The organism is Aliisedimentitalea scapharcae (assembly GCF_045277565.1).
Classification (GTDB): Bacteria; Pseudomonadota; Alphaproteobacteria; order Rhodobacterales; family Rhodobacteraceae; genus Aliisedimentitalea; species Aliisedimentitalea scapharcae.
In genome coordinates this window covers 1,109,594-1,135,326 of sequence record NZ_CP123584.1, presented here as the reverse complement: position 1 = coordinate 1,135,326, position 25,733 = coordinate 1,109,594, and the positions used below count along the sequence as shown (strand labels likewise).

At 59.9% G+C, this 25,733-nt stretch carries 28 protein-coding genes and 1 pseudogene; 9 read left to right on the top strand and 20 right to left on the bottom strand.

What is annotated here, in order from left to right:
• Nucleotides 1-210: 210 nt before the first annotated feature.
• Nucleotides 211-1,491: a crotonyl-CoA carboxylase/reductase gene (gene ccrA / locus QEZ52_RS05350; RefSeq protein ID WP_406648467.1), complete on the bottom strand. Its 1,281-nt coding sequence runs from the start codon at nucleotides 1,489-1,491 to the stop codon at nucleotides 211-213.
• Nucleotides 1,492-1,625: 134 nt separating this feature from the next.
• Nucleotides 1,626-3,014: a 1-acyl-sn-glycerol-3-phosphate acyltransferase gene (locus QEZ52_RS05345; RefSeq protein ID WP_406648466.1), complete on the bottom strand. Its 1,389-nt coding sequence runs from the start codon at nucleotides 3,012-3,014 to the stop codon at nucleotides 1,626-1,628.
• 120 nt (nucleotides 3,015-3,134) lie between these two features.
• On the opposite strand from QEZ52_RS05345, the gene QEZ52_RS05340 reads away from it, so the two are divergent.
• From QEZ52_RS05340 to deoD, 4 genes and pseudogenes are all read left to right on the top strand, one after another.
• Complete coding sequence (locus tag QEZ52_RS05340; protein WP_406648464.1) at nucleotides 3,135-3,530, top strand: hypothetical protein; 396 nt, start codon at nucleotides 3,135-3,137, stop codon at nucleotides 3,528-3,530.
• A gap of 50 nt (nucleotides 3,531-3,580) precedes the next feature.
• Nucleotides 3,581-5,560 (top strand): annotated as a pseudogene (locus QEZ52_RS05335) (methylmalonyl-CoA mutase family protein); the annotation flags it as partial.
• A 111-nt stretch (nucleotides 5,561-5,671) separates the two neighbouring features.
• Complete coding sequence (locus QEZ52_RS05330; protein ID WP_406648463.1) at nucleotides 5,672-5,992, top strand: H-NS family nucleoid-associated regulatory protein; 321 nt, start codon at nucleotides 5,672-5,674, stop codon at nucleotides 5,990-5,992.
• Nucleotides 5,993-6,014: 22 nt separating this feature from the next.
• Nucleotides 6,015-6,719 (top strand): purine-nucleoside phosphorylase, encoded by a 705-nt coding sequence (gene deoD, locus QEZ52_RS05325; protein WP_406648462.1) that lies wholly within the window; start codon nucleotides 6,015-6,017, stop codon nucleotides 6,717-6,719.
• A 202-nt stretch (nucleotides 6,720-6,921) separates the two neighbouring features.
• Here the strand turns inward: deoD and QEZ52_RS05320 are convergent, their stop codons facing one another.
• The 17 genes from QEZ52_RS05320 to QEZ52_RS05240 form a co-directional block, all read right to left on the bottom strand.
• A complete protein-coding gene (locus QEZ52_RS05320; RefSeq protein WP_406648461.1) occupies nucleotides 6,922-7,767 on the bottom strand; it encodes an urea carboxylase-associated family protein in 846 nt (281 codons plus the stop codon).
• Nucleotides 7,768-7,864: 97 nt separating this feature from the next.
• Nucleotides 7,865-9,052 carry a type III PLP-dependent enzyme gene (locus QEZ52_RS05315; protein WP_406648460.1) on the bottom strand — a complete coding sequence of 396 codons (1,188 nt, stop codon included), beginning with the start codon at nucleotides 9,050-9,052 and terminating at the stop codon, nucleotides 7,865-7,867.
• Nucleotides 9,053-9,229: 177 nt separating this feature from the next.
• On the bottom strand, nucleotides 9,230-9,421 hold the full coding sequence (locus tag QEZ52_RS05310) for a hypothetical protein (RefSeq protein WP_406648459.1): 192 nt from the start codon (nucleotides 9,419-9,421) through the stop codon (nucleotides 9,230-9,232).
• 45 nt (nucleotides 9,422-9,466) lie between these two features.
• Nucleotides 9,467-9,616 carry a hypothetical protein gene (locus tag QEZ52_RS05305; protein WP_406648458.1) on the bottom strand — a complete coding sequence of 50 codons (150 nt, stop codon included), beginning with the start codon at nucleotides 9,614-9,616 and terminating at the stop codon, nucleotides 9,467-9,469.
• A 114-nt stretch (nucleotides 9,617-9,730) separates the two neighbouring features.
• Nucleotides 9,731-10,444 (bottom strand): ZIP family metal transporter, encoded by a 714-nt coding sequence (locus QEZ52_RS05300; RefSeq protein ID WP_406648455.1) that lies wholly within the window; start codon nucleotides 10,442-10,444, stop codon nucleotides 9,731-9,733.
• Between the two features lie 19 nt (nucleotides 10,445-10,463).
• On the bottom strand, nucleotides 10,464-11,243 hold the full coding sequence (locus QEZ52_RS05295) for a succinate dehydrogenase iron-sulfur subunit (RefSeq protein ID WP_406648453.1): 780 nt from the start codon (nucleotides 11,241-11,243) through the stop codon (nucleotides 10,464-10,466).
• Nucleotides 11,244-11,337: 94 nt separating this feature from the next.
• Nucleotides 11,338-12,219 (bottom strand): hypothetical protein, encoded by an 882-nt coding sequence (locus QEZ52_RS05290; RefSeq protein ID WP_406648452.1) that lies wholly within the window; start codon nucleotides 12,217-12,219, stop codon nucleotides 11,338-11,340.
• Nucleotides 12,219-13,031: a hypothetical protein gene (locus QEZ52_RS05285; RefSeq protein ID WP_406648451.1), complete on the bottom strand. Its 813-nt coding sequence runs from the start codon at nucleotides 13,029-13,031 to the stop codon at nucleotides 12,219-12,221. Before QEZ52_RS05285 ends, QEZ52_RS05290 begins: the two co-directional genes overlap by 1 nt.
• Entirely contained in the window at nucleotides 13,028-13,192 is a 165-nt protein-coding gene (locus tag QEZ52_RS05280; RefSeq protein WP_406648449.1) for a hypothetical protein, read from the bottom strand. The genes QEZ52_RS05285 and QEZ52_RS05280 overlap by 4 nt, the downstream gene beginning before the upstream one ends.
• A 23-nt stretch (nucleotides 13,193-13,215) precedes the next feature.
• Nucleotides 13,216-15,021 carry a succinate dehydrogenase flavoprotein subunit gene (gene sdhA, locus QEZ52_RS05275; protein ID WP_406648447.1) on the bottom strand — a complete coding sequence of 602 codons (1,806 nt, stop codon included), beginning with the start codon at nucleotides 15,019-15,021 and terminating at the stop codon, nucleotides 13,216-13,218.
• Nucleotides 15,022-15,039: 18 nt separating this feature from the next.
• On the bottom strand, nucleotides 15,040-15,411 hold the full coding sequence (sdhD, locus tag QEZ52_RS05270; RefSeq protein WP_406648446.1) for a succinate dehydrogenase, hydrophobic membrane anchor protein: 372 nt from the start codon (nucleotides 15,409-15,411) through the stop codon (nucleotides 15,040-15,042).
• A 12-nt stretch (nucleotides 15,412-15,423) separates the two neighbouring features.
• Entirely contained in the window at nucleotides 15,424-15,807 is a 384-nt protein-coding gene (gene sdhC, locus QEZ52_RS05265) for a succinate:quinone oxidoreductase subunit C (RefSeq protein WP_406648444.1), read from the bottom strand.
• A 177-nt stretch (nucleotides 15,808-15,984) separates the two neighbouring features.
• Nucleotides 15,985-16,695, bottom strand: a complete 711-nt coding sequence (locus QEZ52_RS05260) for a DUF1194 domain-containing protein (protein ID WP_406648443.1) — start codon at nucleotides 16,693-16,695, stop codon at nucleotides 15,985-15,987.
• Nucleotides 16,696-16,926: 231 nt separating this feature from the next.
• The gene (locus QEZ52_RS05255; RefSeq protein WP_406648441.1) at nucleotides 16,927-17,973 is read right to left on the bottom strand and encodes a MaoC family dehydratase; all 1,047 of its coding nucleotides are present in this window, start codon (nucleotides 17,971-17,973) and stop codon (nucleotides 16,927-16,929) included.
• Nucleotides 17,974-18,180: a DUF1737 domain-containing protein gene (locus tag QEZ52_RS05250; protein WP_406648440.1), complete on the bottom strand. Its 207-nt coding sequence runs from the start codon at nucleotides 18,178-18,180 to the stop codon at nucleotides 17,974-17,976.
• 13 nt (nucleotides 18,181-18,193) lie between these two features.
• Nucleotides 18,194-18,748, bottom strand: a complete 555-nt coding sequence (locus QEZ52_RS05245; RefSeq protein WP_406648439.1) for an NnrU family protein — start codon at nucleotides 18,746-18,748, stop codon at nucleotides 18,194-18,196.
• 4 nt (nucleotides 18,749-18,752) lie between these two features.
• Nucleotides 18,753-19,610 carry an HpcH/HpaI aldolase/citrate lyase family protein gene (locus QEZ52_RS05240; RefSeq protein WP_406648438.1) on the bottom strand — a complete coding sequence of 286 codons (858 nt, stop codon included), beginning with the start codon at nucleotides 19,608-19,610 and terminating at the stop codon, nucleotides 18,753-18,755.
• Between the two features lie 339 nt (nucleotides 19,611-19,949).
• Here QEZ52_RS05240 and QEZ52_RS05235 point away from each other — a divergent pair, with 339 nt between their 5' ends.
• Nucleotides 19,950-20,291, top strand: a complete 342-nt coding sequence (locus tag QEZ52_RS05235; RefSeq protein ID WP_406648436.1) for a hypothetical protein — start codon at nucleotides 19,950-19,952, stop codon at nucleotides 20,289-20,291.
• Between the two features lie 70 nt (nucleotides 20,292-20,361).
• Here QEZ52_RS05235 and QEZ52_RS05230 read toward each other — a convergent pair whose 3' ends face one another.
• Nucleotides 20,362-21,117 (bottom strand): sulfite exporter TauE/SafE family protein, encoded by a 756-nt coding sequence (locus QEZ52_RS05230; protein WP_406648435.1) that lies wholly within the window; start codon nucleotides 21,115-21,117, stop codon nucleotides 20,362-20,364.
• Nucleotides 21,118-21,278: 161 nt separating this feature from the next.
• On the opposite strand from QEZ52_RS05230, the gene mdh reads away from it, so the two are divergent.
• The 4 genes from mdh (at nucleotide 21,279) to sucD (ending at nucleotide 25,573) form a co-directional block, all read left to right on the top strand.
• Nucleotides 21,279-22,241 (top strand): malate dehydrogenase, encoded by a 963-nt coding sequence (gene mdh / locus QEZ52_RS05225; protein ID WP_406648434.1) that lies wholly within the window; start codon nucleotides 21,279-21,281, stop codon nucleotides 22,239-22,241.
• Between the two features lie 512 nt (nucleotides 22,242-22,753).
• Entirely contained in the window at nucleotides 22,754-23,947 is a 1,194-nt protein-coding gene (gene sucC, locus QEZ52_RS05220) for a succinate--CoA ligase subunit beta (RefSeq protein ID WP_406648432.1), read from the top strand.
• 121 nt (nucleotides 23,948-24,068) lie between these two features.
• The gene (locus tag QEZ52_RS05215) at nucleotides 24,069-24,641 is read left to right on the top strand and encodes a hypothetical protein (protein ID WP_406648431.1); all 573 of its coding nucleotides are present in this window, start codon (nucleotides 24,069-24,071) and stop codon (nucleotides 24,639-24,641) included.
• 47 nt (nucleotides 24,642-24,688) lie between these two features.
• Nucleotides 24,689-25,573, top strand: coding sequence for a succinate--CoA ligase subunit alpha (gene sucD, locus QEZ52_RS05210; RefSeq protein WP_406648430.1), 885 nt, complete (start codon nucleotides 24,689-24,691; stop codon nucleotides 25,571-25,573).
• The last annotated feature ends 160 nt before the right edge of the window (nucleotides 25,574-25,733 follow it).

The following is a 25,733-nucleotide window of genomic DNA, read 5'->3' as shown; positions in this document are numbered from 1 at the left end:
CCCGCAGAGGTTAATGAAAGGTTAACACAACTATAGCACGAGCGCGTATTCGAAGAATATTCACTGGTTTCTACTCCCCAGAAATAGCGAGAGCCGGTTTCTTAAACCCCTGAAATCCCAAAATCAGGTTAACGACGCAAAACGCCCGCGAATCAAACGGGTGATTCGCGGGCGTCTGAGAGTCGTCAATCTGAACCGAAAAGGTTACGTTCAGGCTTCCAGAACTTCTTCCAAAGTGCGCAGACCGGTTTTGGGGGCCTGCACCAGAACCGACATGTTGCCGGGCAGGTGTTCGTTGCGGCGCATCTTCATGTGTGCCTCTGGCAGATCTTCCCAGGTGAACACTTCGGACATGCACGGATCCAGACGACGTTCCACCATCAGCTTGTTGGCCGAAGCCGCCTGTTTCAGATGGGCAAAGTGTGACCCCTGCAAACGCTTCTGGTGCATCCACATGTACCGCACGTCAAAGGTCAGGTTATAGCCGGTGGTCCCGGCACAGATCACGACCATGCCGCCTTTTTTGCAGACAAAAGTCGACACCGGGAATGTGCTTTCGCCCGGGTGTTCGAACACCATGTCCACATTGTTGCCCTTGCCGGTGATATCCCAGATGGCTTTGCCGAATTTGCGCGCTTCCTTGAACCAGGCGGCGTATTCCGGCGTGTTCACCGTGGGCATCTGACCCCAGCAATTGAAATCCTTGCGGTTCAGAACGCCCTTGGCACCCAGCCCCATGACAAAGTCACGTTTGCTTTCGTCCGAAATCACACCGATCGCATTTGCACCCGCGGTGTTGATCAACTGGATCGCATAAGACCCTAGACCACCCGACGCGCCCCAAACCAGAACGTTCTGGCCCGGCTTCAGGTCGTGCGGCTCGTGGCCGAACAGCATCCGGTATGCGGTCGCCAACGTCAGCGTGTAACAGGCGCTCTCTTCCCAAGTCAGGTGCTTGGGGCGCGGCATCAGCTGCTGGGCCTGCACGTTGGTGAACTGTGCAAACGACCCGTCCGGCGTTTCATAGCCCCAGATGCGCTGGCTGGTCGAAAACATCGGATCGCCACCGTTGCATTCTTCGTCGTCGCCGTCGTCCTGGTTGCAGTGGATGACCACTTCGTCGCCGACTTTCCAACGGGTCACCTTGGACCCCACGGCCCAAACGATCCCCGAGGCATCGGACCCGGCAATGTGATACGGGGCCTTGTGGCCGTCAAACGGCGAGATCGGCGTGCCCAACGACGCCCAGACGCCATTATAGTTCACACCGGCAGCCATCACCAGAACCAGCACTTCGTGGCTGTCCAGCACGGGTACGTCTACCACTTCCTGCACCATCGCGGTGTTCGGCTCGCCATGGCGTTCCTTGCGGATGGCCCAAGCGTACATTTTCTTGGGCACAAAGCCCATCGGGGGCATTTCGCCCATCTCGTAGAGGTCTTTTTCAGGCGCCTCGTACGACAAGACATCGGTGTTGGTGTCCAAAGCCATGGTGGCCTCCTCATTTCTGGTCAATTGCCGCAATGCAGAATCGCGGTGCTAGCTTCGGAATAAGAATGGCCACGCAATAATGCAACCTCAAATACATCAATTTTGTAATTTTATGACCTCGCGAGCGCAGAAAGTCACTGTGCAGGCGCAGAAACGGTCCCGAGATCCGGCGGGATCAGATGCCGGATCGAATTGGCGTAATAGCCCAGCAGATCCCGGTGCTGCGCGACGGGCGCAAATTTGTCGTCCTTTTCGCACAGAATTCCGCGCTCCAACAGCTGTCTCAGACCGACTTCGACCGCATAGTCCCGATCATGGCGCGGCATGTGGATGTGGGCGTGCGGAATTCGGGCGATCAGCTTTTCCATGCGCATGTTCAGGGCCGCCCGGCTGAGCGGTCCATGTTCCAGCATCACCCAGGCCACCAATGGCACCGGCAGCACCGGAACAATATCACCGATTCCCCGCATCAGATGGCGCGCCAAAGGAACGGTGATATCCTTGTCCGTCCCCTGCGCAAAGTCGCTCAGCGATATCGGATGGCCAAAGCTGACCGCGGCATAGCCAAAGCGATGGAACCGGCCCGTCACGCGCAACCAGAATTGTTTCAGCGTCCGCCCGGCAATCACGCCGATCCGCGCATTGAACCGCCGTTCGCGGGCGCGCCCCGCAGAGGTCAGGATCTTGTCTTCGAGCACCCGGTCGTAATTCACCCCCACCGGGATAAAGATCACATCATGCCCGTCGGGGTCATATCCATCGACGATATACTTCAACAGACCCAGCTTGGGCGGCATCAGCGCGCCTGTCAGACTCAGCCCGCCTTCGGGGAACATCGCCTGGGTTACACCCGCCTTGGTCGCCAGCCGCACATAGGTCGCCAGGACCTTGCGATACAATTCGCTGCGGGATTTGCGCCGGATGAAATAGGCCCCCATCGCCCGGATCAGACGGCTCAGCGGCCAGACCTGGGCCCATTCCCCGACTGCATAGGACAATGTCGTGCGATCCGCAGCCAGGTAGGTGACCAGCACATAATCCATGTTCGACCGGTGATTCATGACGAATACCACTGTCGCCTCGGGGTCGATTTCGCGCAGCGCCACATCGTCCACATGCCCCAAACGGACCCGGTACAGCGAATTGCTCAGAAACCGCGCCACCCGGATGGCGAACCCGAAATAGGCGAATGCCGAAAACGACGGCACAATTTCACGCGCATACCGGCGCGCAGTCTCAAAGGCGACGTTCTCGGGAATGCCATGTTCCCGCGCATGGTCCACCACCGCCTGTGAGACCTGGGGATCATAGATCAACCGCTGGATCATATCGTGACGCCGGGCCAGCTTGAACGGTTGGATCGGACGTTCCAGCCGTTCGTTCAACCGGCTCACCGCCCGTTCCAGCCGCCGCCGAAAAAACCAGCGCACCGACGGAAACAGAAAATGCGACGCAAAAGTCACCGCCGCAAACAGCACGATCAAGATAAAGAGCCACAGAGGGAGCTGTACGGTTTGCGTCATAATGATTGATTTACGCAGCGACGGGGCAATTGGTAAATGCCTAAACCGTGAACGCAGGCCTGCTTGCCCATCGCAAATCCTGGGTCGTATCCTGACGAACACACTTGGAGTGATACGACAGTGTATGATGGCGATTCCTTTTTTACCCTCTCCATAGGCGGGCAAATCGGTTTGGCCATGCTGTCGCTGATGCTGTGGGCGGGCTGGTTCTGGATCGTTCGCCGCCTAACCCGGTTCTCGCCCCTGTGGGTGCGCCTGCTCTTTGCAATCGCGGCATTTTGGCTGTTTGTCTGGCTCTCTCCCCAGGTCTATTACCTGTATTATCTGATGGTGATCAGCGGCCTGCCGATGCAAATCGTCGTGCAAACCCCGCCTGGCCTGTCCGATTTGGGCCAGGTGCTGCTGTTTCAATCGGGTTTGAACCTCTCGGCCCACGGCCAGGCAATCCTGGGGTGGAGCCTGATCCTGGCCGCAGCAAAGAAATCGCCGCAGCGCAGCGAATTGACAGCGCCATAATATTCCAATAACTCAGGCTTCAACGTAAGAAAGTTGCGCAACCTGATTCACGAGGCCCGTACATGTCGCAGACGCAGAAAGACCGCCCCTGGCTCATCCGGACCTATGCCGGTCACTCCACCGCAAAGGCATCGAACGCGCTGTATCGCGCCAATCTGGCCAAAGGGCAAACCGGCCTGTCCGTGGCCTTCGACCTGCCGACCCAGACCGGGTATGACAGCGACCATGTGCTCGCGCGCGGCGAAGTCGGCAAGGTGGGCGTGCCCGTCGGCCATTTGGGCGACATGCGCATGCTGTTCGATCAGATCCCCCTGGAACAGATGAACACCTCGATGACCATCAATGCCACCGCGCCGTGGTTGTTGGCGCTGTATATCGCCGTGGCCGAGGAACAGGGCGCTGACGTGTCCAAACTGCAAGGCACGGTTCAGAACGACCTGATCAAGGAATACCTGAGCCGCGGCACCTATGTCTGCCCTCCGAAACCATCGCTCAAGATGATCGCGGATGTGGCCGAATACTGCTATACCAACGTGCCGAAATGGAACCCGATGAACGTGTGTTCCTACCACCTGCAAGAGGCCGGAGCGACACCGGAACAGGAACTGGCCTTTGCTCTGGCCACGGCTCAGGCGGTTCTGGACGAATTGCGCCCCCGTGTCCCTGCCGCGGACTTCCCCGGCGTGGTGCAGCGGATTTCGTTCTTTGTGAATGCCGGCATCCGTTTTGTGACCGAGATGTGCAAAATGCGCGCCTTTGTCGATCTTTGGGATGAAATCTGTGAAACCCGTTATGGCGTCACCGATCCGAAACAACGCCGCTTCCGGTATGGGGTGCAGGTGAATTCGCTCGGGTTGACCGAACAGCAGCCGGAAAACAACGTCTACCGCATCCTGATCGAAATGCTGGCCGTGACCCTGTCGAAAAAGGCTCGCGCCCGCGCCGTGCAGCTGCCGGCCTGGAACGAAGCCCTGGGCCTGCCCCGCCCCTGGGATCAACAGTGGTCGATGCGGATGCAGCAAATCCTGGCCTATGAAACCGACCTGTTGGAATTTGGCGACCTGTTTGATGGCAACCCGGCTGTCGATGCCAAGGTCGAAGAGCTAAAAGAAGGTGCCCGCGCCGAATTGGCCAACCTGGAATCGATGGGCGGTGCCGTCGCGTCGATCGAATACATGAAATCCCGCCTGGTGGATTCCAACGCCGAACGTCTGAACCGGATCGAACGCAATGAAACCATCGTGGTCGGCGTAAACAAATGGACCGAAGGCGAAGCCTCGCCGCTCCAGACCGAAGACGGCGGCATCATGGTTGTCGATCCCGCATCGGAACAGGAACAGATCGACCGCCTGAACGACTGGCGGTCCCAGCGTGACGATGTCGCGGTCGAGGCGGCCCTGGTCGCCCTGCGCGACGCCGCGCGGACCGGCGCAAACGTCATGCGGCCGTCCATCGCGGCCGCCAAGGCGGGTGTGACCACCGGCGAATGGGCCGAAGAGATGCGCAAGATTTATGGCACCTACCGCGGCCCGACCGGTGTGTCTGGCTCGGTCTCGAACAAGACCGAAGGGCTGGACCACATTCGCCAGTCCGTGGACGCCGTCAGTGACCAGCTGGGCCGCCGTCTGAAATTCGTCGTCGCCAAACCGGGTTTGGACGGTCATTCCAATGGGGCCGAACAGATCGCCTTCCGCGCCCGCGACTGTGGCATGGATATTTCCTATGACGGCATCCGCCTGACCCCCGATGAAATCGTCGCCAGCGCCATCGAAGATCAGGCGCATGTGGTCGGCCTGTCGATCCTGTCGGGCAGCCACCTGCCCCTGGTTCAGGACGTCATGGACAAGATGCGGGCCGCCGGTCTTGGCGCAACTCCGGTTGTCGTCGGAGGCATTATTCCGGATGAAGACGCCGAAAAGCTAAAGCAAATGGGCGTTGCCAAAGTCTATACGCCAAAGGATTTTGAGCTGAATACAATCATGACGGACATAGTGACCTTGGTGACACCCGGTTCGGTTGCAGCAGAATAAAAATATGCGGCATAATGAAATTCGTTGCTGATTAGCATCACGAATTGCCTTACAGACTCTTCGTCATGCGGCCGTCTTCGGCCGCATGACATTATTTATTGGGAGTCATCAATGTCTGTCGATCTGTCGAACATGTCGCGCCACGAGCTTGCCGAGCTGCGCACAAAAATTGACGCTGCAATTGCCGAGGCCGAAGTCCGGGAAAAAGCTGCGGCCCTGCAAGCGGTAAAAGATGCCGCTGCTGAACACGGGTTCACGTTTGAAGAAATTGCCAAGGCCGCAAATACCGGCGCTGGCAAACGGGCCAAGGCGGCACCGAAATATCGCAACCCCGACAACCATGAAGAAACCTGGTCCGGTCGTGGGCGCAAACCTCAGTGGATTCATGCGGCCTTGACGCGAGGGTTGGATGTATCGGATCTTGAAATCTGATTTCTAGATCGGACCCTTATCCATGACCATACATATTGGCGCTGCCCCTGACCAAATCGCAGAAACTGTTTTGATGCCCGGCGATCCCTATCGCGCGAAATGGGCAGCCGAGACTTTTCTCAACGATGTCGAACTGGTCAATGAAGTGCGCGGCATGTTGGGGTTCACCGGTTTCTGGAATGGCCATCGCGTCACAATTCAGGGAAGCGGAATGGGGATGCCCTCCCTGTCGATATATGCGAATGAATTAATTCGTGATTATGACGTACAAACGCTGATCCGAATTGGGTCCTGTGGCGGCATGCAGGATACGGTGAAATTGCGCGATATCATCATCGCAATGACGGCAAGCTCCATTAATACGCCGTCATCAGGAATATTCAGGGAATTCAATTTCGCGCCGTCGGCGAATTGGCCCCTGTTGCAGGCCGCTGTCACGGCAGCCGGCAATCGTGACGTTACAACCCATGTTGGCGGGATTTACTCGTCAGATGTGTTTTACGACGAACGTCCCGACCTGAATGAACAGATGGTTCGTCACGGCATTTTGGGGGTCGAAATGGAGGCCGCCGAACTCTACACGCTTGCCGCCCGTTATGGACGCCGGGCGCTGGCCATTCTCACGGTCTCTGACCATCTGACAACCGGCGAGAGCATGCCGTCGCAAGACCGCGAACGCAGCTTTGGCGACATGGTGGACATCGCACTTCACGCGGCTTTCGCCTGATCTGCCCCCTGCCCTTGGCGCACCCACAGCGCGCGCACGCGCGCTGCCCGGCCCAACGCCCGATCGTGCATCTATGATGCGCGGTCGGGGGACGGGAGCCCACCGTGGACGGGGCCACACCAAAGACCGGAGCCCACTGTAGACCGGAGCCCACTGGGGCCGACCGCAAGTCCGCTGCCCCCCTCTGTCACTGTAGCTCGCTCTAGCGCCCGTGGCTGCGATCATAGCCATTCAATGCCGGCTGTGCCCATCCGGTCAGACTGTCGACCTGCGGCGTAAACACCTCGACCAGCAACGGATGGCAGGCGGCCGTGTCCGATGAATGCTCGGATCCGCAATCGCCCCCCGGACAGGCACTCAAACCCCCGATCAGGTCAATCTCGGCAAAGAACTCCAGATAGTCCCCCGGACGCACCGGCGACGCCTTCATGAAATACTGCCCTGTGTCCCGCGTGAATCCGGTGCACATAAAGACATTCAGCACATCATGCACATGCGGTTCAGCTTCGGCTGTCGACACCCCCAGATGATCCGCCAGCGCGCGGGTCAGATTGGAATGACAACAGTGGTGATATTGGCTGCCGGCCAACAGATTGCCGGTATAGGGATCGCATCTGGTGCCGATCACGTCATGTACGGATCCACCGAATTCGTCGATCCCATACCACCCCAACGTGTCGTCGATAATGGTCGCCATGGGACGCAGCTGGGGAAAGCTGCTCCACATCCGTTCCCCCGTGGTGATATGCGTGCCGTGCAGCGCCCGGGTTTTGCCGGAATAGAACCGTTCACGCAGATCATGGGCGTTCCACAGATTCAGGTCGCCCACCTGCGGCCCCCCGACCGATGTGATCCGGAAAAAGCTGCCCGCAGGCACCCGGAAACAGGCCGCATCCCGGGCCGGGGCCAGAACCTCGTCCACCTTTTTTGCCGTTGCCCGGGCCGCCCGGTACAGATCCAGATCCGGTTGCGGCAGCGTATCGGTCGGGTAACAGATGACCGGCTTGATCGCACGGCGGTCGGCCGCGTCCATGGGAGGTGTACACATATTGCTCACGCCTTGCAGATTGTTTTGACAGTGCTGCGACCATGCAAAACAATCCCGGCGCAAATTGGCAAGCAAATTGCGCGTCCGACGAACAGGTTCAGATCACCACAACTTCCAGCGGCGGGATGCCATTGAACCCGACGCTCGCATAGGTCGATGTATAGGCCCCGCAGCTGTGGATCACGATCCGGTCTCCGGACCTGAGCCCCACCGGCAATTGATAGGGCTGGCGTTCATACAACACATCGGCGCTGTCACAGGACGGCCCCGCCAAAATGCAGGACCCGGTGGCCTCGTGGTCACGATCGGTGCTGATGCGATAGCGGATCGCCTCGCCCATGGCTTCGGCCAGACCGGAAAACATGCCGATGTCCAGATACACCCAGCGGTGCAGGTCGTTGTCATGCTTGCGCGACACCAACAGCACCTCGGCAGAAATCGCGCCCGCTTCGGCCACCAGACCTCGGCCCGGTTCGGCCATGATCTGTGGCACATCGCCGAAATGACGGTGAATCAGCCCCATCACCGCGTTTGCATAATCCTCGGGCGCGTCGATCCGATCCCCGTAAAAGGCCGGAAAGCCGCCACCGATGTTCAGCAGGGTCATCTCATGGCCTGCGGCCTGTGCCGCGCGCCAGGTTTGCGCCACCTGGGCCAGCGTCGCCTCCCACATCCGCGCCTCGCGCGTCTGCGAGCCGACGTGGAACGACAATCCCACCGGGCTCAGCCCCTGGGCCCTTGCATAATCCATCAGCTTCAACGCCTTGGACGGAGCACAGCCGAATTTGCGATTCAGCGGCCAATCTGCCTCGGTGCTTTCGACGATCAGCCGCAGATAGACCTGTGCACCCGGCGCGTGTTCGGCCAGCTTGTCCAGCTCCTCTTCGGCATCCACCGCAAAATGGGTGATCCCCAGATCATGGGCAAATGCAATGTCCGAAGGGCGTTTGATCGTGTTGCCAAACGTGATCTGATCCGGCTGTGCCCCCGCTGACAGGCACATTTCGATCTCGGCCCGGCTGGCCGCATCAAAATTTGACCCCAACCGCACCAATTCGGCCAGGATCTCGGGTGCCGGATTGGCCTTGACCGCGTAATGGATCCGGGCGCGGCCCAGCCCCTGCGCCAAGGCTGCGTATTTGCGCGCCACAGCCTCCAGATCAATCACCAGCGTCGGGCGCTCAAACCGGGTCTGTTCGATATGGCGCAACAGGCGGGTGGACAGATTGGTTTCAGAATGGGTGTCACGGGCCATCAGCCCGGCTACGTTGGCGTTCATGGTCATCTCCAAAAGACCCGGCCATATATGACCGCTCAGTTCCATCAGAGACGTTACCGTCGCTACGTAACCATGGGGGGCGAGACCCTTGGGACAGAGGCGCGTGCGTTGGCGTCTTGGCCGCCCGTATCGGAGATATTCCCGAGTCGATCAAGAAGAATTTCCGGATTGCGGAAAAATTGCCTACCGCCCGACCTTCTGGCACGCCGTCGGCATGTTTTTTCCCTGCGCCTTGGACCCGCAAAAACTGCACTGCCATGCCCCGTCCCGCGACACCTGCCGCCACCGGCAATCCCGGGTCAGGGTCGTGGTGCGCGCGCGCCAGACGAAATAGGCAAAAACACCCAACAGCAATACAAGAAGAAGGACAGGCATGTGCCCGTCCTACCGTCTCGGCGTCCGACCCACAACCGGTTTGGCTCAGGCCGCGTTGGCATATTGAAACAGATCTGCCTGCTCTGGCTGCTCTGTCTGTGGGACCGGTATCGGCATCGGCGTATAATAGGCCCAGGCCTGTTCCAGCAGCTTCAGCGCCTGTTGTGCGGTGGTTTTGGATGGTGCAGATGTCATGGACGTCATCCTGTCGTTCAGATGTGTCCCTCCCTGACCATCAATCTAGCCCCGATTGGGCCCCCGTGCACCGATCAAGAACGCAACCGGGATATGCGCCAAACACAAGGCTGACTAGCCAATCACCATCTCCCCCGCCAGCCCAAGAGCAAACCCCATCACAGCCCCCAGCGACGGCGACCAGGCCCCCTTGACCTGGGCCTCGGGCGCGATGTCCTGAAACAACAGGTACAGGATGCCGCCCGCCGCATAGATCATGATCCCGCCCAGCATGGCCGGCGCATCCGCCAGCACAAAGAAACCGACACCGGCACACAACGGCCCCAGCGATGCCAGCATCACGAACAACAGCAGGATCCGGACAGGCGACGTCCCCGGGCGGGACCACAGGTCGCGAAAGGCGGCAAACCCTTCGGGCAGGTTCTGCAAAAAGATCATCGCCGCCAACAGCTTGGCGGTGGCCGCTTCGGTCACCAATAGCGCCCCCAGCGCCATCGCTTCCGGCAGGAAATCCAGCAACATGGCCAAAACCAATGCGCCGCTGCCCCCTGCCCGCGCGAGCTGTTTGTCCACCACATAAAAGGTGAGCCCACCCGCCAGGAACAACGGAATTGCCACGCCCGCCGAGAGGTTTTCCGACCCTTTGGGCACCAACACCAACGCAATCGCCGACAGCAAAGCGCCGCCACCAAACGCGGTGACGGCGTGCACAAACCGGGTTTCAATCTGCTTGTCGCGGAACCGTTCGCTCCAGGCCAACACACCACCCAACGGCATGGCAAGCCCGGCAAACAAAGCGAGTATCAAAGCATAGGTCAACGGTGTCATGCCGCTGACCTTAGGGGGCTTAGACCGTGCGTTCCACCATCATTTTCTTGATCTCGGCAATTGCTTTGGCCGGGTTCAGACCCTTGGGACAGGTCTTGGCGCAATTCATGATTGTATGGCAACGATACAGCTTGAACGGATCTTCCAATTCGTCCAGACGCTCGCCCGTTGCTTCATCACGGCTGTCGATAATCCAGCGATACGCATGCAGCAACGCGGCGGGCCCAAGATAGCGATCTCCGTTCCACCAGTAGGATGGGCAGGACGTCGAACAGGACGCGCACATCACGCATTCATACAGACCGTCCAGCTTCTTGCGGTCTTCGATGGACTGTTTCCATTCCTTGGCCGGGCGGTTGGTCTTGGTTTCCAGCCAGGGCATGATCGAGGCATGCTGGGCATAGAAATGGGTCAGATCCGGGATCAGGTCCTTGACCACTGGCATATGCGGCAGCGGATAGATTTTCACATCGCCCTTGATCTCATCCATCCCGTAAATACAGGCCAGCGTGTTGATGCCGTCGATGTTCATCGCACAGGAGCCACAGATGCCTTCGCGGCACGACCGCCGGAATGTCAGGGTCGGATCGATTTCGTTCTTGATCTTGATCAGCGCGTCCAGAACCATCGGGCCACATTCGTCCATGTCGACGAAATAGGTATCGACACGCGGGTTCTGACCGTCGTCAGGGTTCCAGCGATAGATCTGGAACTTGCGGACATTGGTCGCGCCTTCGGGCTTGGGCCAGGTTTTGCCTGTGGTGACCCGGGAGTTTTTGGGCAGTGAGAATTGCACCATGGGTAAGCCTCCTATGGGGTGAAAGGCGCTGTCGTCGCGGACAGGGCCCAATTGGCACGGCGCGTGGCCGATGCGATGGGTTGGATACGGCGGATCATGTCAGATCCCCCGGTGATACGGGCGCATGCCGGGCGATCTGGGTCAGCCGCTCGGCATCCTCGGGAAACAGGCGGTCCAACTGTGCCATCAACGCCGCATCGCGGCCGGCTGCGGCCAGCACCAGCTGATAGTCGGGCTCGGTCTGCATCTGATGCCACCGGTCCAGCACCCGCAATTCATCACCCGAAGCCGATTGTTTCTGAAACGACGAACCGCCGCCATATTTCTGGACTTCTCCGACATCCGTGTCGGCAACCGGCAGGTTCAACCGCACGAGAATGTCCTGCCGATAGCTAGCGGACTGTACCCATGTGTCATAACAGATACAGGTTTCAGCCCCCTGCCCGCGCGCAACCAGCGCCAACAGGCGGGTGTAATTGTCCATGGCGCGCAGCACCATCGAAAGACGCCGGGACAGGCTATAGCTCGGATTGCCCTGCAGTTTCTTCAACAGCGATGCCGACCAGTTCAGAAAGCTACGATAGATCAGGATGTCATGATCAATGGCCGCCTCATCCAGCGGCCCCGACAGCCGTCTGTGGCGCTTCATCTCGGCCGGCGACGTGTCTTCATAGCTGATCAGCAAAAGCGCCCCGTCCCCCGCCTTGGCAACGCGCGACGGCAAATCCCCCGCCGCATCGCCACCAGCGACATGGTGCCGGTTCACTTCGAGGGCCGAAAAATGTTGCAACGGATCCCGGTTCGGCTTGCAATTGTTCAGAAACACGGATGTCCCTGTGGGCGCGTTGCGCATCAACCAATTGGCAATGGCGTGGTTGCCGGACCGGCGCATCCCGCTCAGCCGCAGAACCAGACCCGGCGTCAGGCCCAGGGCCTGCCAGGTGGCACAAGATTCGGTGTCGCGCGCTATCTGCATCACACCCGATCCAATTCAGGGACGAAGAGGGCCTGATTGCCTTGGATCAACTGCACAACCGGTTTGCGGGCCGCGCGGGGCAGACCCTGTTGATTCAGCTGGCGCAGAAACTCCAACGATCCTGCATTCAAGCTTTCGTTGCGACGCCCCTGTTGTTCGGCCATCGCCCTGATATCTGCGTCGGGCACCCTGGCCAGACGCAACAACTGCATCCCCGGTTTGGCGCGGTTCTCTTCCTCTTCGAGGCGCAGGAAATGGGTGCGCTCGGCCCCCACCACAGCTGCGACGCGCGCCTGCAGGTCATCCCAGGTTCCACACGCCCGGGTCTGCTCCAGGAAGGTGTCCAGCGTTTCGCCATAGCCATCCGATTTGACCGCCTGGTTGTGGACACTGACCTTCCACGCCGCCATGTCGCGCGTATAAAATACGAATTCCGGCCGCAGCGGTGCCAGATGTCGAACGAACAGGTCCAGAATACGTTCAATCTCAGGGTACAGCGTCACCACCCCGCCCCGCCCCAGCATTGCACCAGGAATGTTCTCATGGGACAGGACACAGGGCTTTCCCTCGGACAGCACCGCGTCTCGCACCTGTGTCACCCGGGCAATCAGATCGGCCTCATGCGTGTCATCCAGGCTGAACAGGGCCGCAACCCGCCCCAGCTCACGGGTCGGGCTCCCCTTGACCGGGGTCCGGATGTCGACACTGCGGGACAAAAGATCCCGGTTGCGTTGCACGAAATGGTGAAAGGCGGTCGATGCGGTTTTCTGTACACCGCAATGGATCAACACCCGCGGGAGCGATGATGTCATGCCACGCCCCCCATCGACCGCACCCGGTCCGGGCACGCCTGTGGCCCGCCCCCCTGCATCGGCGACGCAACGCCCAAGCCACACCCGCATACCCCCGGCAGCGCGGCCCGAAAGGGCAACGCCACACCGTGGACATCAACAGGCAAGATCAGCTTGGGCACACAGGGTCTCCTGATTGACGGCCTTAGAAGGTCCGCGCTTTGGGCGCGATCCGCTTGAGGCTGATGCCGCCTTCTTCTTCGGTGCTCAGTGGATCAACAACCACCGGACGATAGGACAGGTCGACAGAATTGCCCTCGACCCGGCTGACGGTGTGAACCCGCCAGTTTTCATCGTCACGTGTGCTGAAATCCTCATGCGCATGGGCGCCCCGCGATTCCTTGCGGGCTTCGGCACCGACAATGGTGGCCAATGCGCTTGGCATCAGATTGGTCAGCTCCAGCGTTTCCATCAGATCCGAGTTCCAGACCAGCGACCGGTCGGTGACCTTCAGATCATCCATCTTGGCCGCGATGGCGGTCATCTTGTCGACCCCTTCGGCCATGGTCTTGGCTGTGCGGAACACGGCCGCATCGGCCTGCATGGTTTTCTGCATCTCCAGACGCAGATCCGCCGTTGCGATGCCACCGCTGGCATTGCGCAGATCGTCAAAGCGATCAAACGCCTTGTCCACGGAGGCCTGGTTCAGAACCGGGTTTGCCGCATCGGCGTCAACCACCTTGCCCGCGCGGATCGCCGCCGCACGTCCAAACACCACCAGGTCGATCAACGAATTCGATCCCAACCGGTTGGCCCCGTGCACCGACGCACAACCCGCTTCGCCCACGGCCATCAGGCCGGGAACAACACCGGTTGGGTTGTCGGCGGTCGGGTTCAGCACCTCGCCCCAATAGTTGGTCGGAATGCCGCCCATGTTGTAGTGCACGGTCGGCAGAACCGGGATCGGTTCCTTGGTCACGTCCACCCCGGCAAAGATCTTGGCGCTTTCCGAAATGCCCGGCAGGCGTTCGGCCAGCGCTTCGGCAGGCAGGTGGTTCAGGTTCAGGTGGATGTGATCGCCATCCTTGCCCACACCACGTCCTTCGCGGATTTCCATGGTCATGGACCGGGACACATAATCGCGCGGTGCCAGATCCTTGTACTGGGGCGCATAGCGCTCCATGAACCGTTCGCCTTCGGAGTTGGTCAGATACCCCCCCTCGCCGCGCGCGCCTTCGGTGATCAGACACCCCGAGCCATAGATGCCGGTCGGGTGGAATTGCACGAATTCCATATCCTGCAACGCCAGACCCGCACGGGCCACCATCCCGCCACCGTCCCCGGTGCAGGTATGCGCCGACGTCGCGCTGAAATATGCCCGGCCATAACCACCGGTCGCCAACACCACCATCTTGGCGTTGAAGACGTGCATGGTGCCGTCGTCCAGCTTCCAGCAGACAACACCCTGACATTGACCGTCTTCGGACATCACCAAATCAATGGCGAAATATTCGATATAGAATTCGGCGTTGTTCTTCAGCGACTGGCCATACAGCGTGTGCAGGATCGCGTGGCCGGTCCGGTCGGCGGCGGCACAGGTCCGCTGCACCGCAGGGCCTTCGCCAAATTCGGTTGTGTGACCACCAAAGGGGCGCTGATAGATCTTGCCCTCTTCGGTGCGCGAGAACGGCACACCATAATGTTCCAGCTCATACACCGCCTTGGGCGCTTCGCGGGCGAGATATTCCATCGCATCCGTATCACCCAGCCAATCTGACCCTTTGACGGTGTCATACATGTGCCACTGCCAATGGTCCGGCCCCATGTTGGACAGCGAGGCCGCAATGCCCCCCTGCGCGGCAACCGTGTGCGACCGGGTCGGGAACACTTTGGTCACACAGGCTGTGCGCAGCCCCTGTTCCGCCATGCCCAGGGTGGCACGCAGACCGGCCCCGCCGGCCCCAACCACCACAACGTCATAGTCATGTGTTTCGTATTCGTAAGCAGCCATTTTGGGAAAGCTCCGATCTTAAAGGGCGATGCGCGCCAGCGCGAACAGGCCGGTGGCGGCAATGGCGTAGGCGATGCAGGTAGAAATGATGATCAACAGCTTTTTGGTGACCCCACGCGAATAATCCTCGATCACCACCTGGATGCCGTGACGGAAATGGATCATCGCCACGGTGATGGTCATCCCCGCAATGATCGCCGGGAACGGACGGCTGTAATATTCCAGCACGTCCTCATAGCTGGACCCCAACGCGGATCCAAAGGTCAGGATGAACAGCGGGATCAGGATTGCCAGACCAAAGGCCGACATCGTCTGGCCCCAGAAATGCGCGGTGCCGGATCTGGCGGACCCACGGTGAACGGCGCGTTTGCGATCGGTAAGATATGCCATGTGTCTGCTCCCTTACACGATCAATACGGCCAGGATGGTCAACACAAAGGACCCGACAACGACCCCCTTGCCCATCTTCTCGGCGGTTTCCACATCCAGCCCACGGCCTGTGTCCCACACCAGGTGGCGCAGCCCCGACAGGAAATGGAAACAGGCGGCCCAACAGGCCAGCGTCATCACGATGTCGCCGAACCACGAGGTCAGCAACCAGTTGACGAATTCATAATATTCGGCACCCGACGCGGCGGCAAGGAACCACCAGACAACAAGCACAGCCGCTCCCAGCAGCGCAACGCCTGTAATACGTGCAAAGATCGAAGTCGCCGAATTCAATTGCGGGCGATAGATCTGAAGATGCGGCGAAAGCGGGCGATTGCCCCGATTGACATCGGCCATGTTGGCTCCTTTTCCGGTTAGCTGACGACGTTTTACCGCTTTTTTGCGTCCTGTCACCTTACCGAACTGCAAAAAGGCGCGGTTATTTGGCGCGGTTACGTATAAAAACGACTAGCGTGATCACAAAAATAAAGCCTGTGATCACATTTCTGGAACCTGTGAGCGATCACAGAAGAATCATTGAATTTTCACCATACAGAGCGGATTCGCACAGTTTGGCACCGGCAAAGCGGCCGTTTGCCGGGCAACCTCGCGCAACAGCTTGCGCCGGATCTGTGCCGGATAATCGGCAAAATTCGCGGCGGTGATCACAAATGCGCCCTCCCCCCTGATGACGTTCTCAAAAAAGTATGCCGTGAGATCCGGTTCGCTGGCCTCGATGGCGATTGCATTGACCGTGATGTCCCAACGGCGCAGCTGCGTTAACACCTCCACCGGCTCCATCCCTTCGTTGGAGGGGCCATCACCCGACACATCAATGATCCGACGCCGACATCCCTGAACCTCGGCAAAGGCAGCGCCGGTGTGGCTCAACGCCTCTCCAACAGCAGTCGAAAAATTGCGCCAGGGACGCGGGGCCGTCTCGATGGCCACGGCCAAACGCTCCACATCGTCAAAGGTGGTCACGCTTGTCCAGGGAATTGATGTCTGCTGGCGCGACGACCCCGACCATTGCACCACCATGATCTGCGCGCGGCCCCGCACCAGGGCCTCGGACACGATCGGATCCCGCAACCCGGCCGCCAAGCCATCCATCTGGACCCGATATTCCTTCTGATCCACCGATCCCGACACATCCACCGCCAGAGCCAAAGCCAAATCACAGGCGACGGCCACCCCCGGCAGGAAAAACAAAACAACCGAAATCAAAATGCGCAATGCCGTCATGCCCACAGCCTAGCAACACCCGGCGCAAACGCATATCACATTTCCGCCACCACCTCTTCAGGCGCTTCGCGACGGGATCTCCCTTCATCTGGCCAAAAATATCCCGGGGGTCTGGGGGCAGCGCCCCCAGCTTGAACAGGCGCCCTTGGCCAAGCCCAAGGGCCGCAGGGCAGCGCCCCCAACTTGAACCGGTACCCTTGGGCAAGCCCAATAGGGCCAAGCCAAGACGCCTTAGACCGGCATCAACGCCCAGTAATCCAGGTCCAACAGCACATCCGGCAGATACTTGCCATCCTCGCCCTTCAACTGGAACGGTTCCCCGCCGCGGGTCGCCACCAGACGCAGACGAATGGCCCCCACGCCGGGAGCCGCTGTTTCCGCCTTGTCCAAGACTTCCGACCAGGCGCGAATGGTCATGCCCGACAGGCACGGATTGGCGTGCGCGCCGCCATTTAGGCCCACGATCATCTGCGCATTGGCCAGACCGTTGAACGACAGGGTCCGGGCCATGGAAATCACATGCCCACCATAGATCAACCGGGTGCCGTCAGGGCGCGCTGTGGTGTCGAAATGCACCTTGGCGGTGTTCTGCCACATGCGGGTCGCCATCATGTGTTCGGCCTCTTCGACCGTCACCCCATCCACATGGTCGATGGTTTCACCCACCTCGTAATCGCCCCAGCGATGCGGTTCACCCGCCAGGGTGAAATCATAATTGCTGAAATCCAACCCCTCGGGCACCACCAATTGGTCCGCCGGGATCACCTTGTTCAGCGCGGGGATCACGGTTTCGGGCGCGGGCGCATCAAAATCACGTTTGCGCACCATGACCCAACGGACATATTCCATCACCGTTTCGTCGCGCTGGTTCAGCCCACGGGTGCGGACATAAACCACCCCCGATTTGCCGTTCGAATTCTGTTTGACCCCGATCACCTCGGACACAGAGCGCAGCGTATCCCCCGCATAGACCGGCTTCAGCCAACGTCCCTCGCCGTAGCCCAGATTGGCCAGCGCATTCAGCGACACATCCGGCACGGTCTTGCCGAACACCACATGAAACGCCGCCAGATCATCCAGCGGCGCAGTGGGCAGACCACACCCGCGCGCGAATTCATCCGAAGAATACAGCGCATGACGCGCCGGATACAGCGCGTGGTACAGCGCCCGCTCTCCCGACCCGACAGTGCGCGGAACCGCGTGATGGATCACATCGCCAACGGCGTAATCTTCGAAAAACCGGCCTGGATTGGTTTTGGCCTGCCCTGTGTGAGCCATTTACTGCTCTCCTAGCTTCATGTCTGGGGTGTAATCGGCGGCGACCTCCTTGGTCACCGCCTGCCCGCACCGCATCACGCCGCGGGCCGCATCAAATCCGTACACAGGTTCGCCCTGCAACACCCATCCCTTGGACAGCGCCGCCGATACCTTGTGACAGAATGCCGATGTGTCGTCCTCGGAGAGGAACCGATACAATGTCGCCATCTCAGCCGGTCCTTCAGGTCGGGAACGGCACCGGACCAACCAGCCCGTGCACATATCCGATGATGACCAGCAACACGATCGACGCGACAAAGAACATACCGTCCTTGGCAATCGATCCATCGGTGCGCGGGGTCCACTCGGGCTCTGCCTTGTTGATCACGACCACTTCGACCATGCCCCACAACAACAGACCACCAAACAGCACCATCGACGCCAGATCCCCGTTCACCAGCAGATGCGCCACGGCCCAGGTCCGGAACCCCATCAACATCGGATGGCGCACGTTGGACAGGATCTTGCCCTTGGTGCCGGCCGGGCTCATCATCCAGATCGCGACCAGTACCAGCACATTGTTGAGGTGAATGGTGAACGCGGGCGGTGCCCACACATGAATGAACGGTGTCAGCTTGTAGCCGATCACCATCAGCACGACACCGGCCACGATGGCCAACGCGACCGGCCCGCGGCCCTTGTCGCCCATGGCGGCACGGCGTTCCGGTTGAACACGTTTGAACAAATGGGCCGCCCACCAAAGGACGATCCCGAGAATCAGTATAAGAAAGCCCATCTGGCTACCCCGCTTGCAAAGCCTCTATTACTTCGGCTTTTGCCAGAAGTTCACGTGCGGTGGCAACGTGTAGGTTTTCGACGATGCGTCCATCGACCACGGCGACCGCCTGTCCGGTGGCCACGGCTTCGTCAAATGCGGCGATCTGACGACGCGACAGATCCAGATCTTCGTCGGACGGAGCAAACGCCACATTGGCCACGTCAACCTGGGCGGGGTGGATCAATGTCTTGCCGTCAAACCCCATGTCGCGGCCCTGTGCGCATTCCACGGCCAGCCCTTCGGCGTCCTTGAACGCGTTGTAAACGCCATCGACAATAATCAGCCCCTCGGCCTTGGCCGCCAACAGACACATCCCCAATCCGGCCATCATCGGCATCCGGTCCGCACGGAACCGGGTTTGCAGCTCCTTGGCCAGATCATTGGTGCCCATCACCATGCCCTGCAACTTTGGATGCGCCGCAATGGCCGCCGCATTCAACATGCCGCGCGGGGTTTCCATCATCGCCCAGATCGGCAGATCTCCGGTGATTTCGGCCAAGGCGTCCAGATCGTCGGGGCTGGACACTTTGGGCAGCAACACCGCGTCACAGTTCATCGCCGCTGCGGCGCGGGCGTCGTCAAACCCCCATTGGGTATCCAGACCATTGATGCGCACGATCCGCATACGCGGGCTAAAATCACCCTCGGCCAGGGCCTGGGTCAGGGTCGCACGGGCGTTGACCTTTTCATCCACCGACACCGCATCTTCGAGATCGAAAATGATCGCGTCAACAGGCAGGGTTTTGGCCTTGTCCAACGCCCGAGGTTTCGATCCGGGGATATACAGTACCGATCGATAAGGGCGCGTGCGCGGGTCCATGACAGTCTCCTGGGTAACAAAATTGCGCAAATACGTACATTTCCGATCGGAAACTTCAAGAGCATTTTTGCCGCATCGCAGCAATTCCTTGCAATTCGATCCAGAACAAAGCGGGCACGCGCGCCCCATTAACGCGGATTAAGGGGCTGTGGGGTCATGTTTTCCCTATCAAATCCGCCTGACTGGCCCCCTTCGGCAGGGTCGCAACGTCATACACATCGACAGAGGGCGGGTTTCGACCACCGATAGACAACAGCCTGCTGCCGGGCCTCCCCGCGTCTCACATGTTCCACAGACAGCCGAGGGGATTCGCAGGCCGCACTGGAAAGGGTGAAACCCATGATGAAGACACTGATCAACATGACCATCGGGCTGGGCATTCTGGTTCTGGCCGCTCAACAGGTGACCGCACAGACCGCGGTACAGACACAGGTTCAGGGCAATCGCAACTGCGCGCCCCGGACCCTTGTGGTGGACCGGCTTGCCCAAGGGTACGGCGAAACCCGCCAAAGCATCGGCCTGGGGGCCCAGGGCGCCGTGGTCGAGGTGTTCGCCTCGGATGAAACCGGATCCTGGACCATTACCGTGACACTGCCCAACGGGCTGACCTGTCTGGTTGCGTCCGGCCAATCCTATGAAACCCTGGCCGAAGCGCTGCCCCCCGCCGGCAACGACGCCTGAGCCTGTGTCCGACACCAAAACCAACAAAGGCCCCCCACGCATCTGAACCGCGTGTGGGGCCAGTTCTCACTCACATCAATCCATCCCAGATCAGCTTGGCCCCGGTCACGGTCAACAGCACATAGGTCAGCGCAAAAAACACCCGATCCGACACCAGCCGGTGCATATACACCCCGATCCAGGTTCCGATCAGCGCAAAAGGGGCCAACATCAGATCCACCCACATCGTATTCAATGTGAACATCCCTAGAAACGCATAGGGGATGAATTTGGCAATATTGATCGCCCAGAACACCAACACCGTCGTCGCCTGATATTCGGTCTTGTCCAGGTTGCGGGACAACAGGTAAACGGCTGCGGGCGGTCCCCCGGCGTGGCTCACAAAACTGGCAAACCCGGCCACGACCCCGGCAATCGCCCCACCACCCGTCCCCATGGGACCGCGTGCCAGGGTGCGGGCAAATCGGGTCTTGGTCAGCTGCCACAGGACAAATCCGACCGAAATCCCCCCGATCAGCACCCGCATCGTGTCATCATCCACCGCCTGATACAGCCCCGCGCCCAGCGCGACTCCCGGAATGCCACCCAGGATCAGAACCCGTGCAGCCGCCCCATTCCAGCGCCCCCAATACGGCCCTAGCGACGCCAGGTCGATCAGCATCAACAGCGGCAACATCAGCGCAAGCGCCTGCCCCGGCTCCAAAATCAACGCGAGAATCGACGCCGACGCAAATGCCGCCCCAGAGCCGAAACCGGCCTTGGAAACCCCAGCAAAAACGACAGATGGGATCGCAAAAGCGAAAAAGGTCAGATCGGTGTCGAGCATCGCAATCGTATCCAAGCCCCTTGTTTGCAACACCTTTAGCGGAAACATCGCCCGATGGGAATCACCACCGCGCGCCATCGCCGCAGCGCAGAACTCTTGCACCATCCGCGCCAAGGGCTTAGGCAAACTTGCAAATTCAACCCGACCCGGAGAGATTTCCCATGGCCAGACCCAAAATTGCCCTCATCGGTGCAGGTCAGATCGGCGGCACGCTTGCCCATCTGGCAGCCATCAAAGAACTTGGCGACGTTGTGATGTTCGACATTGCGCCCGGCACCCCCGAAGGCAAGGCGCTCGACATTGCTCAATCCGGCCCCTCCGAAGGCTTTGACGCCGCCATGTCGGGCACCCAGGACTATGCCGATATCGCAGGCGCCGACGTCTGCATCGTCACCGCCGGTGTGCCCCGCAAACCGGGCATGAGCCGCGATGACCTGTTGGGCATCAACCTCAAGGTGATGAAATCGGTCGGCGAAGGCATCGCCGCGAACGCCCCCGACGCGTTCGTGATCTGCATCACCAACCCGCTGGATGCCATGGTTTGGGCGCTGCGCGAATTTTCGGGCCTGCCCCACAACAAGGTCTGCGGCATGGCCGGCGTTCTGGACAGCGCCCGTTTCCGTCACTTCCTGGCTGACGAATTCAACGTCTCGATGAAGGACGTCACCGCGTTTGTTCTGGGCGGCCACGGCGACACCATGGTGCCGCTGACCCGCTATTCCACCGTTGCCGGCATCCCGTTGCCTGATCTGGTCGACATGGGCTGGACCACACAGGACAAAATGGACGCCATCGTTCAGCGCACCCGTGACGGTGGCGCCGAAATCGTTGGCCTGCTGAAAACCGGTTCGGCCTTCTACGCCCCCGCGACCAGCGCCATCGAAATGGCCGAAGCCTATCTGAAAGACCAGAAGCGCGTCCTGCCCTGCGCCGCCTATGTGGACGGTGCCCTGGGTCTGAACGGCATGTATGTGGGTGTTCCCACCGTGATCGGTGCCGGTGGCGTCGAACGCGTCATCGACATCAAGATGACCGCAGACGAACAGACCATGTTCGACAATTCGGTCAACGCCGTCAAAGGTCTGGTCGAGGCCTGCAAAGGGATCGACAGCTCGCTGGCCTGATCGGCGATCGCACCCGGATCAAACCGCCGCAGACATGTCTGCGGCGGTTTTTTTGTGCCTACCAAGTGCCTACCAAGTGTCTGGGCCAGTGTCTGAGCCAGTATCTGGTCAGTGTCTGGGTGATGTCCGAGCCTTTTCCTGGGGGGGGCTGGGCCCGGCCCAAACCCGGACGGGGCTCCGCCGTTTCGGGGACCTCTGTTCGGGGACCTCTGGCCGACTCGACCCTGCAACTGGGGTACCCGGACACGACGTAATCGACACGAATCTGTCGCTGACAGCGACCGGGGTGACGTTTCCCGACCAGGCACATCAGACAGGCACCCCGCGCAATCAAATATGCGAATCACGTACAACTTGAAATCTGTCATTTTGTGATCACAGCATTCTAACGTGTGATCACAAAAACATAAAAACTTCACCATTTCCCCCAACTGCGTCAAAAAAACCTTTAACCATTGGGGTTATCCACCCCTATACCTGTTTGAAATCGCAGCCACACGGGACAGTTTTAGATGAACATCCACGAATACCAGGCCAAAGCCCTCCTCCGCAGCTATGGTGCTCCGGTTTCTGACGGGCGCGTCGTTCTGCGCGCAGAAGACGCCAAAACCGCAGCGGGCGAACTGGACGGACCGCTTTGGGTCGTCAAAGCACAGATTCATGCCGGTGGGCGTGGCAAGGGCTCCTTCAAGGAAGCCGACGCTGGCGAAAAAGGTGGTGTACGCCTGACCAAATCGGTCGAAGAGGCCGCCGAAGAAGCCAAGAAGATGCTGGGCCGCACATTGGTCACACATCAGACCGGCCCGGTGGGCAAGCAAGTTAACCGCATCTACATCGAAGACGGTTCGGGCATCGAAACCGAAATGTACCTGGCCCTGCTGGTGGATCGCCAGACCAGCCGCGTTTCGTTTGTCTGCTCGACCGAAGGCGGCATGGACATCGAAGAAGTGGCCGCAGCCACACCCGAAAAAATCCTGTCGTTCAGCGTTGATCCCGCCTCCGGCTATCAGGCGTTCCACGGCCGCCGCATCGCCTTTGCTCTCGGGTTGGAAGGCAAGCTGGTCAAGCAATGCGTTGCTCTGATGGGTATGCTGTACAAAGCATTCCTGGAAAAAGACATGGAGATGCTGGAGATCAACCCACTGATCGTCACCGACAGCGGCGATCTCAAGGTGCTGGATGCCAAGGTCAGCTTTGACGGCAACGCCATGTATCGCCACGCCGATGTGGCCGAGCTGCGCGATGTGACCGAAGAAGACCCCAACGAGCTGGAAGCCAGCAAATACGACCTGAACTATATCACCCTGGATGGTGAAATCGGGTGCATGGTCAATGGGGCCGGGTTGGCGATGGCCACCATGGACATCATCAAACTCTATGGCGCGGAACCGGCCAACTTCCTCGACGTGGGCGGCGGTGCGACCAAGGAAAAAGTCACCGAGGCGTTCAAGATCATCACCTCTGACGAAAAGGTCAAAGGCATTCTGGTCAACATCTTTGGCGGCATCATGCGTTGCGACGTCATCGCCGAAGGCGTGGTCGCCGCGGTCAAGGAAGTCGGATTGAAAGTGCCGCTGGTTGTGCGTCTCGAAGGCACCAACGTCGAACAGGGCAAGGAGATCATCAACACCTCCGGCCTCGACGTGATCGCCGCCGATAACCTCAAGGACGGTGCCGAAAAAATCGTGAAGGCCGTGAAAGGGTAAACACAGGCGTTTCGGTTTCCACGCCCCCTTTGTGGAAACCAATGCTGCGTCGACAATGATGGGCCCGACCGGTTTCAGGCCGGGCCAGATCAAAGTCGAAAGAGGAAAAGGCAGATCTTGGGTGACTCATCTCTCCGGACATAACGCCAAAGGTGCCCGCGCGGCGCTTGTTGGTCTGACTTCGGCGGCCGTGCTCGCCGGGTGTTCGGTCGATGGAATCAGCCCGGATCAGGCCGAGGTCAACAATATGTGGGAAGTCTACAAGGTCCCCAAAAGCGCCCCCGCTGCTTTTGTCGGCACCTTTGACCGGTTCTGCACCAATGGCGTGTCCAGCCGGTCCGATCTGGACCGGTCCCTGCGCGCGGCACATTATGTGCCGCTCCAGGCCAAACCACGCCAAGGCGTGCGGGTCTATGTCGTGGACGACCGGCGCCCTGCGGTTGCGGTCTCGGACACCATGTGTCTGGTTCAGGCCAAATCCCGCACCGGTCAAACCGACCTGGTTCGCCGCTATGTGGCGGATGTCTTCCCCGATGCCCGTCCAACCGATGCGTCCCCCCTGGGCCGCGACGTTGAACAGGCCTGGGTTCTGCCGGACAACCGGATCGTTGCCACCCAGCGCACGGATACAACCGGTGTCTGGTCCCGCTATGCCCTGATCCTCTTTCACCCCGATACACCGCTCATCCATTAGACATGAACAGCCGCACATCTGCGGCAAGACAAGGAGACTCCTCGAAAATGGCAGTCCTTATCGACGAAAACACCAAAGTCATCTGTCAGGGCCTGACCGGCTCGCAGGGTACATTCCACACCGAACAGGCCATCGCCTATGGCACCCAGATGGTTGGCGGCGTGACCCCCGGCAAAGGTGGCATGACCCACCTGAACCTGCCTGTGTTCAACTCGGTCCACGAAGCCAAACACGTGACCGAAGCCAACGCATCGGTGATCTATGTGCCGCCCCCCTTTGCCGCCGATTCGATCCTCGAAGCGATCGACGCCGAAATGGAAGTGATCGTCTGCATCACCGAAGGCATCCCGGTTCTGGACATGATGAAGGTACAGCGCGCCCTCGAAGGCTCCAAATCGCGCCTGATCGGCCCCAACTGCCCCGGCGTGATCACCCCCGACGCCTGCAAGATCGGCATCATGCCCGGCCACATCCACAAACGTGGCTCGGTCGGTGTTGTGTCCCGCTCCGGCACCCTGACCTACGAGGCCGTGAAACAGACCACCGACGTGGGTCTGGGCCAATCCACCTGTGTCGGCATCGGTGGTGACCCGATCAAGGGCACCGAACATATCGACGTGCTGGAATGGTTCCTGGCCGATGATGAAACCGAAAGCATCATCATGATCGGTGAAATCGGCGGCAGCGCCGAAGAAGAAGCCGCCCAGTTTCTGGCGGATGAGGCCAAAAAAGGCCGCTCCAAACCCACCGCCGGGTTCATCGCAGGCCGCACAGCCCCTCCCGGCCGTCGCATGGGCCATGCCGGTGCCATCGTCGCTGGCGGCAAGGGCGGTGCCGAAGACAAGATCGAAGCCATGCGCGCGGCCGGCATCGTTGTCGCCGAAAGCCCCGCCACCCTGGGCGAAGCCGTTCTGGAAGCCATCAAGGGCTGAGTGCCCGATACACGCATTGCATCGGGCCACCCGCTGGCCCGATGCGCCCCGCCCACCAATCTGAACGCGTGATCCATCGCGCCGACCCAATGACAGCAGGAGGAGTGATCATGGCTATTGCATGCTGCGAACATGCGTTGATCGCTTTGATGTTGCGACC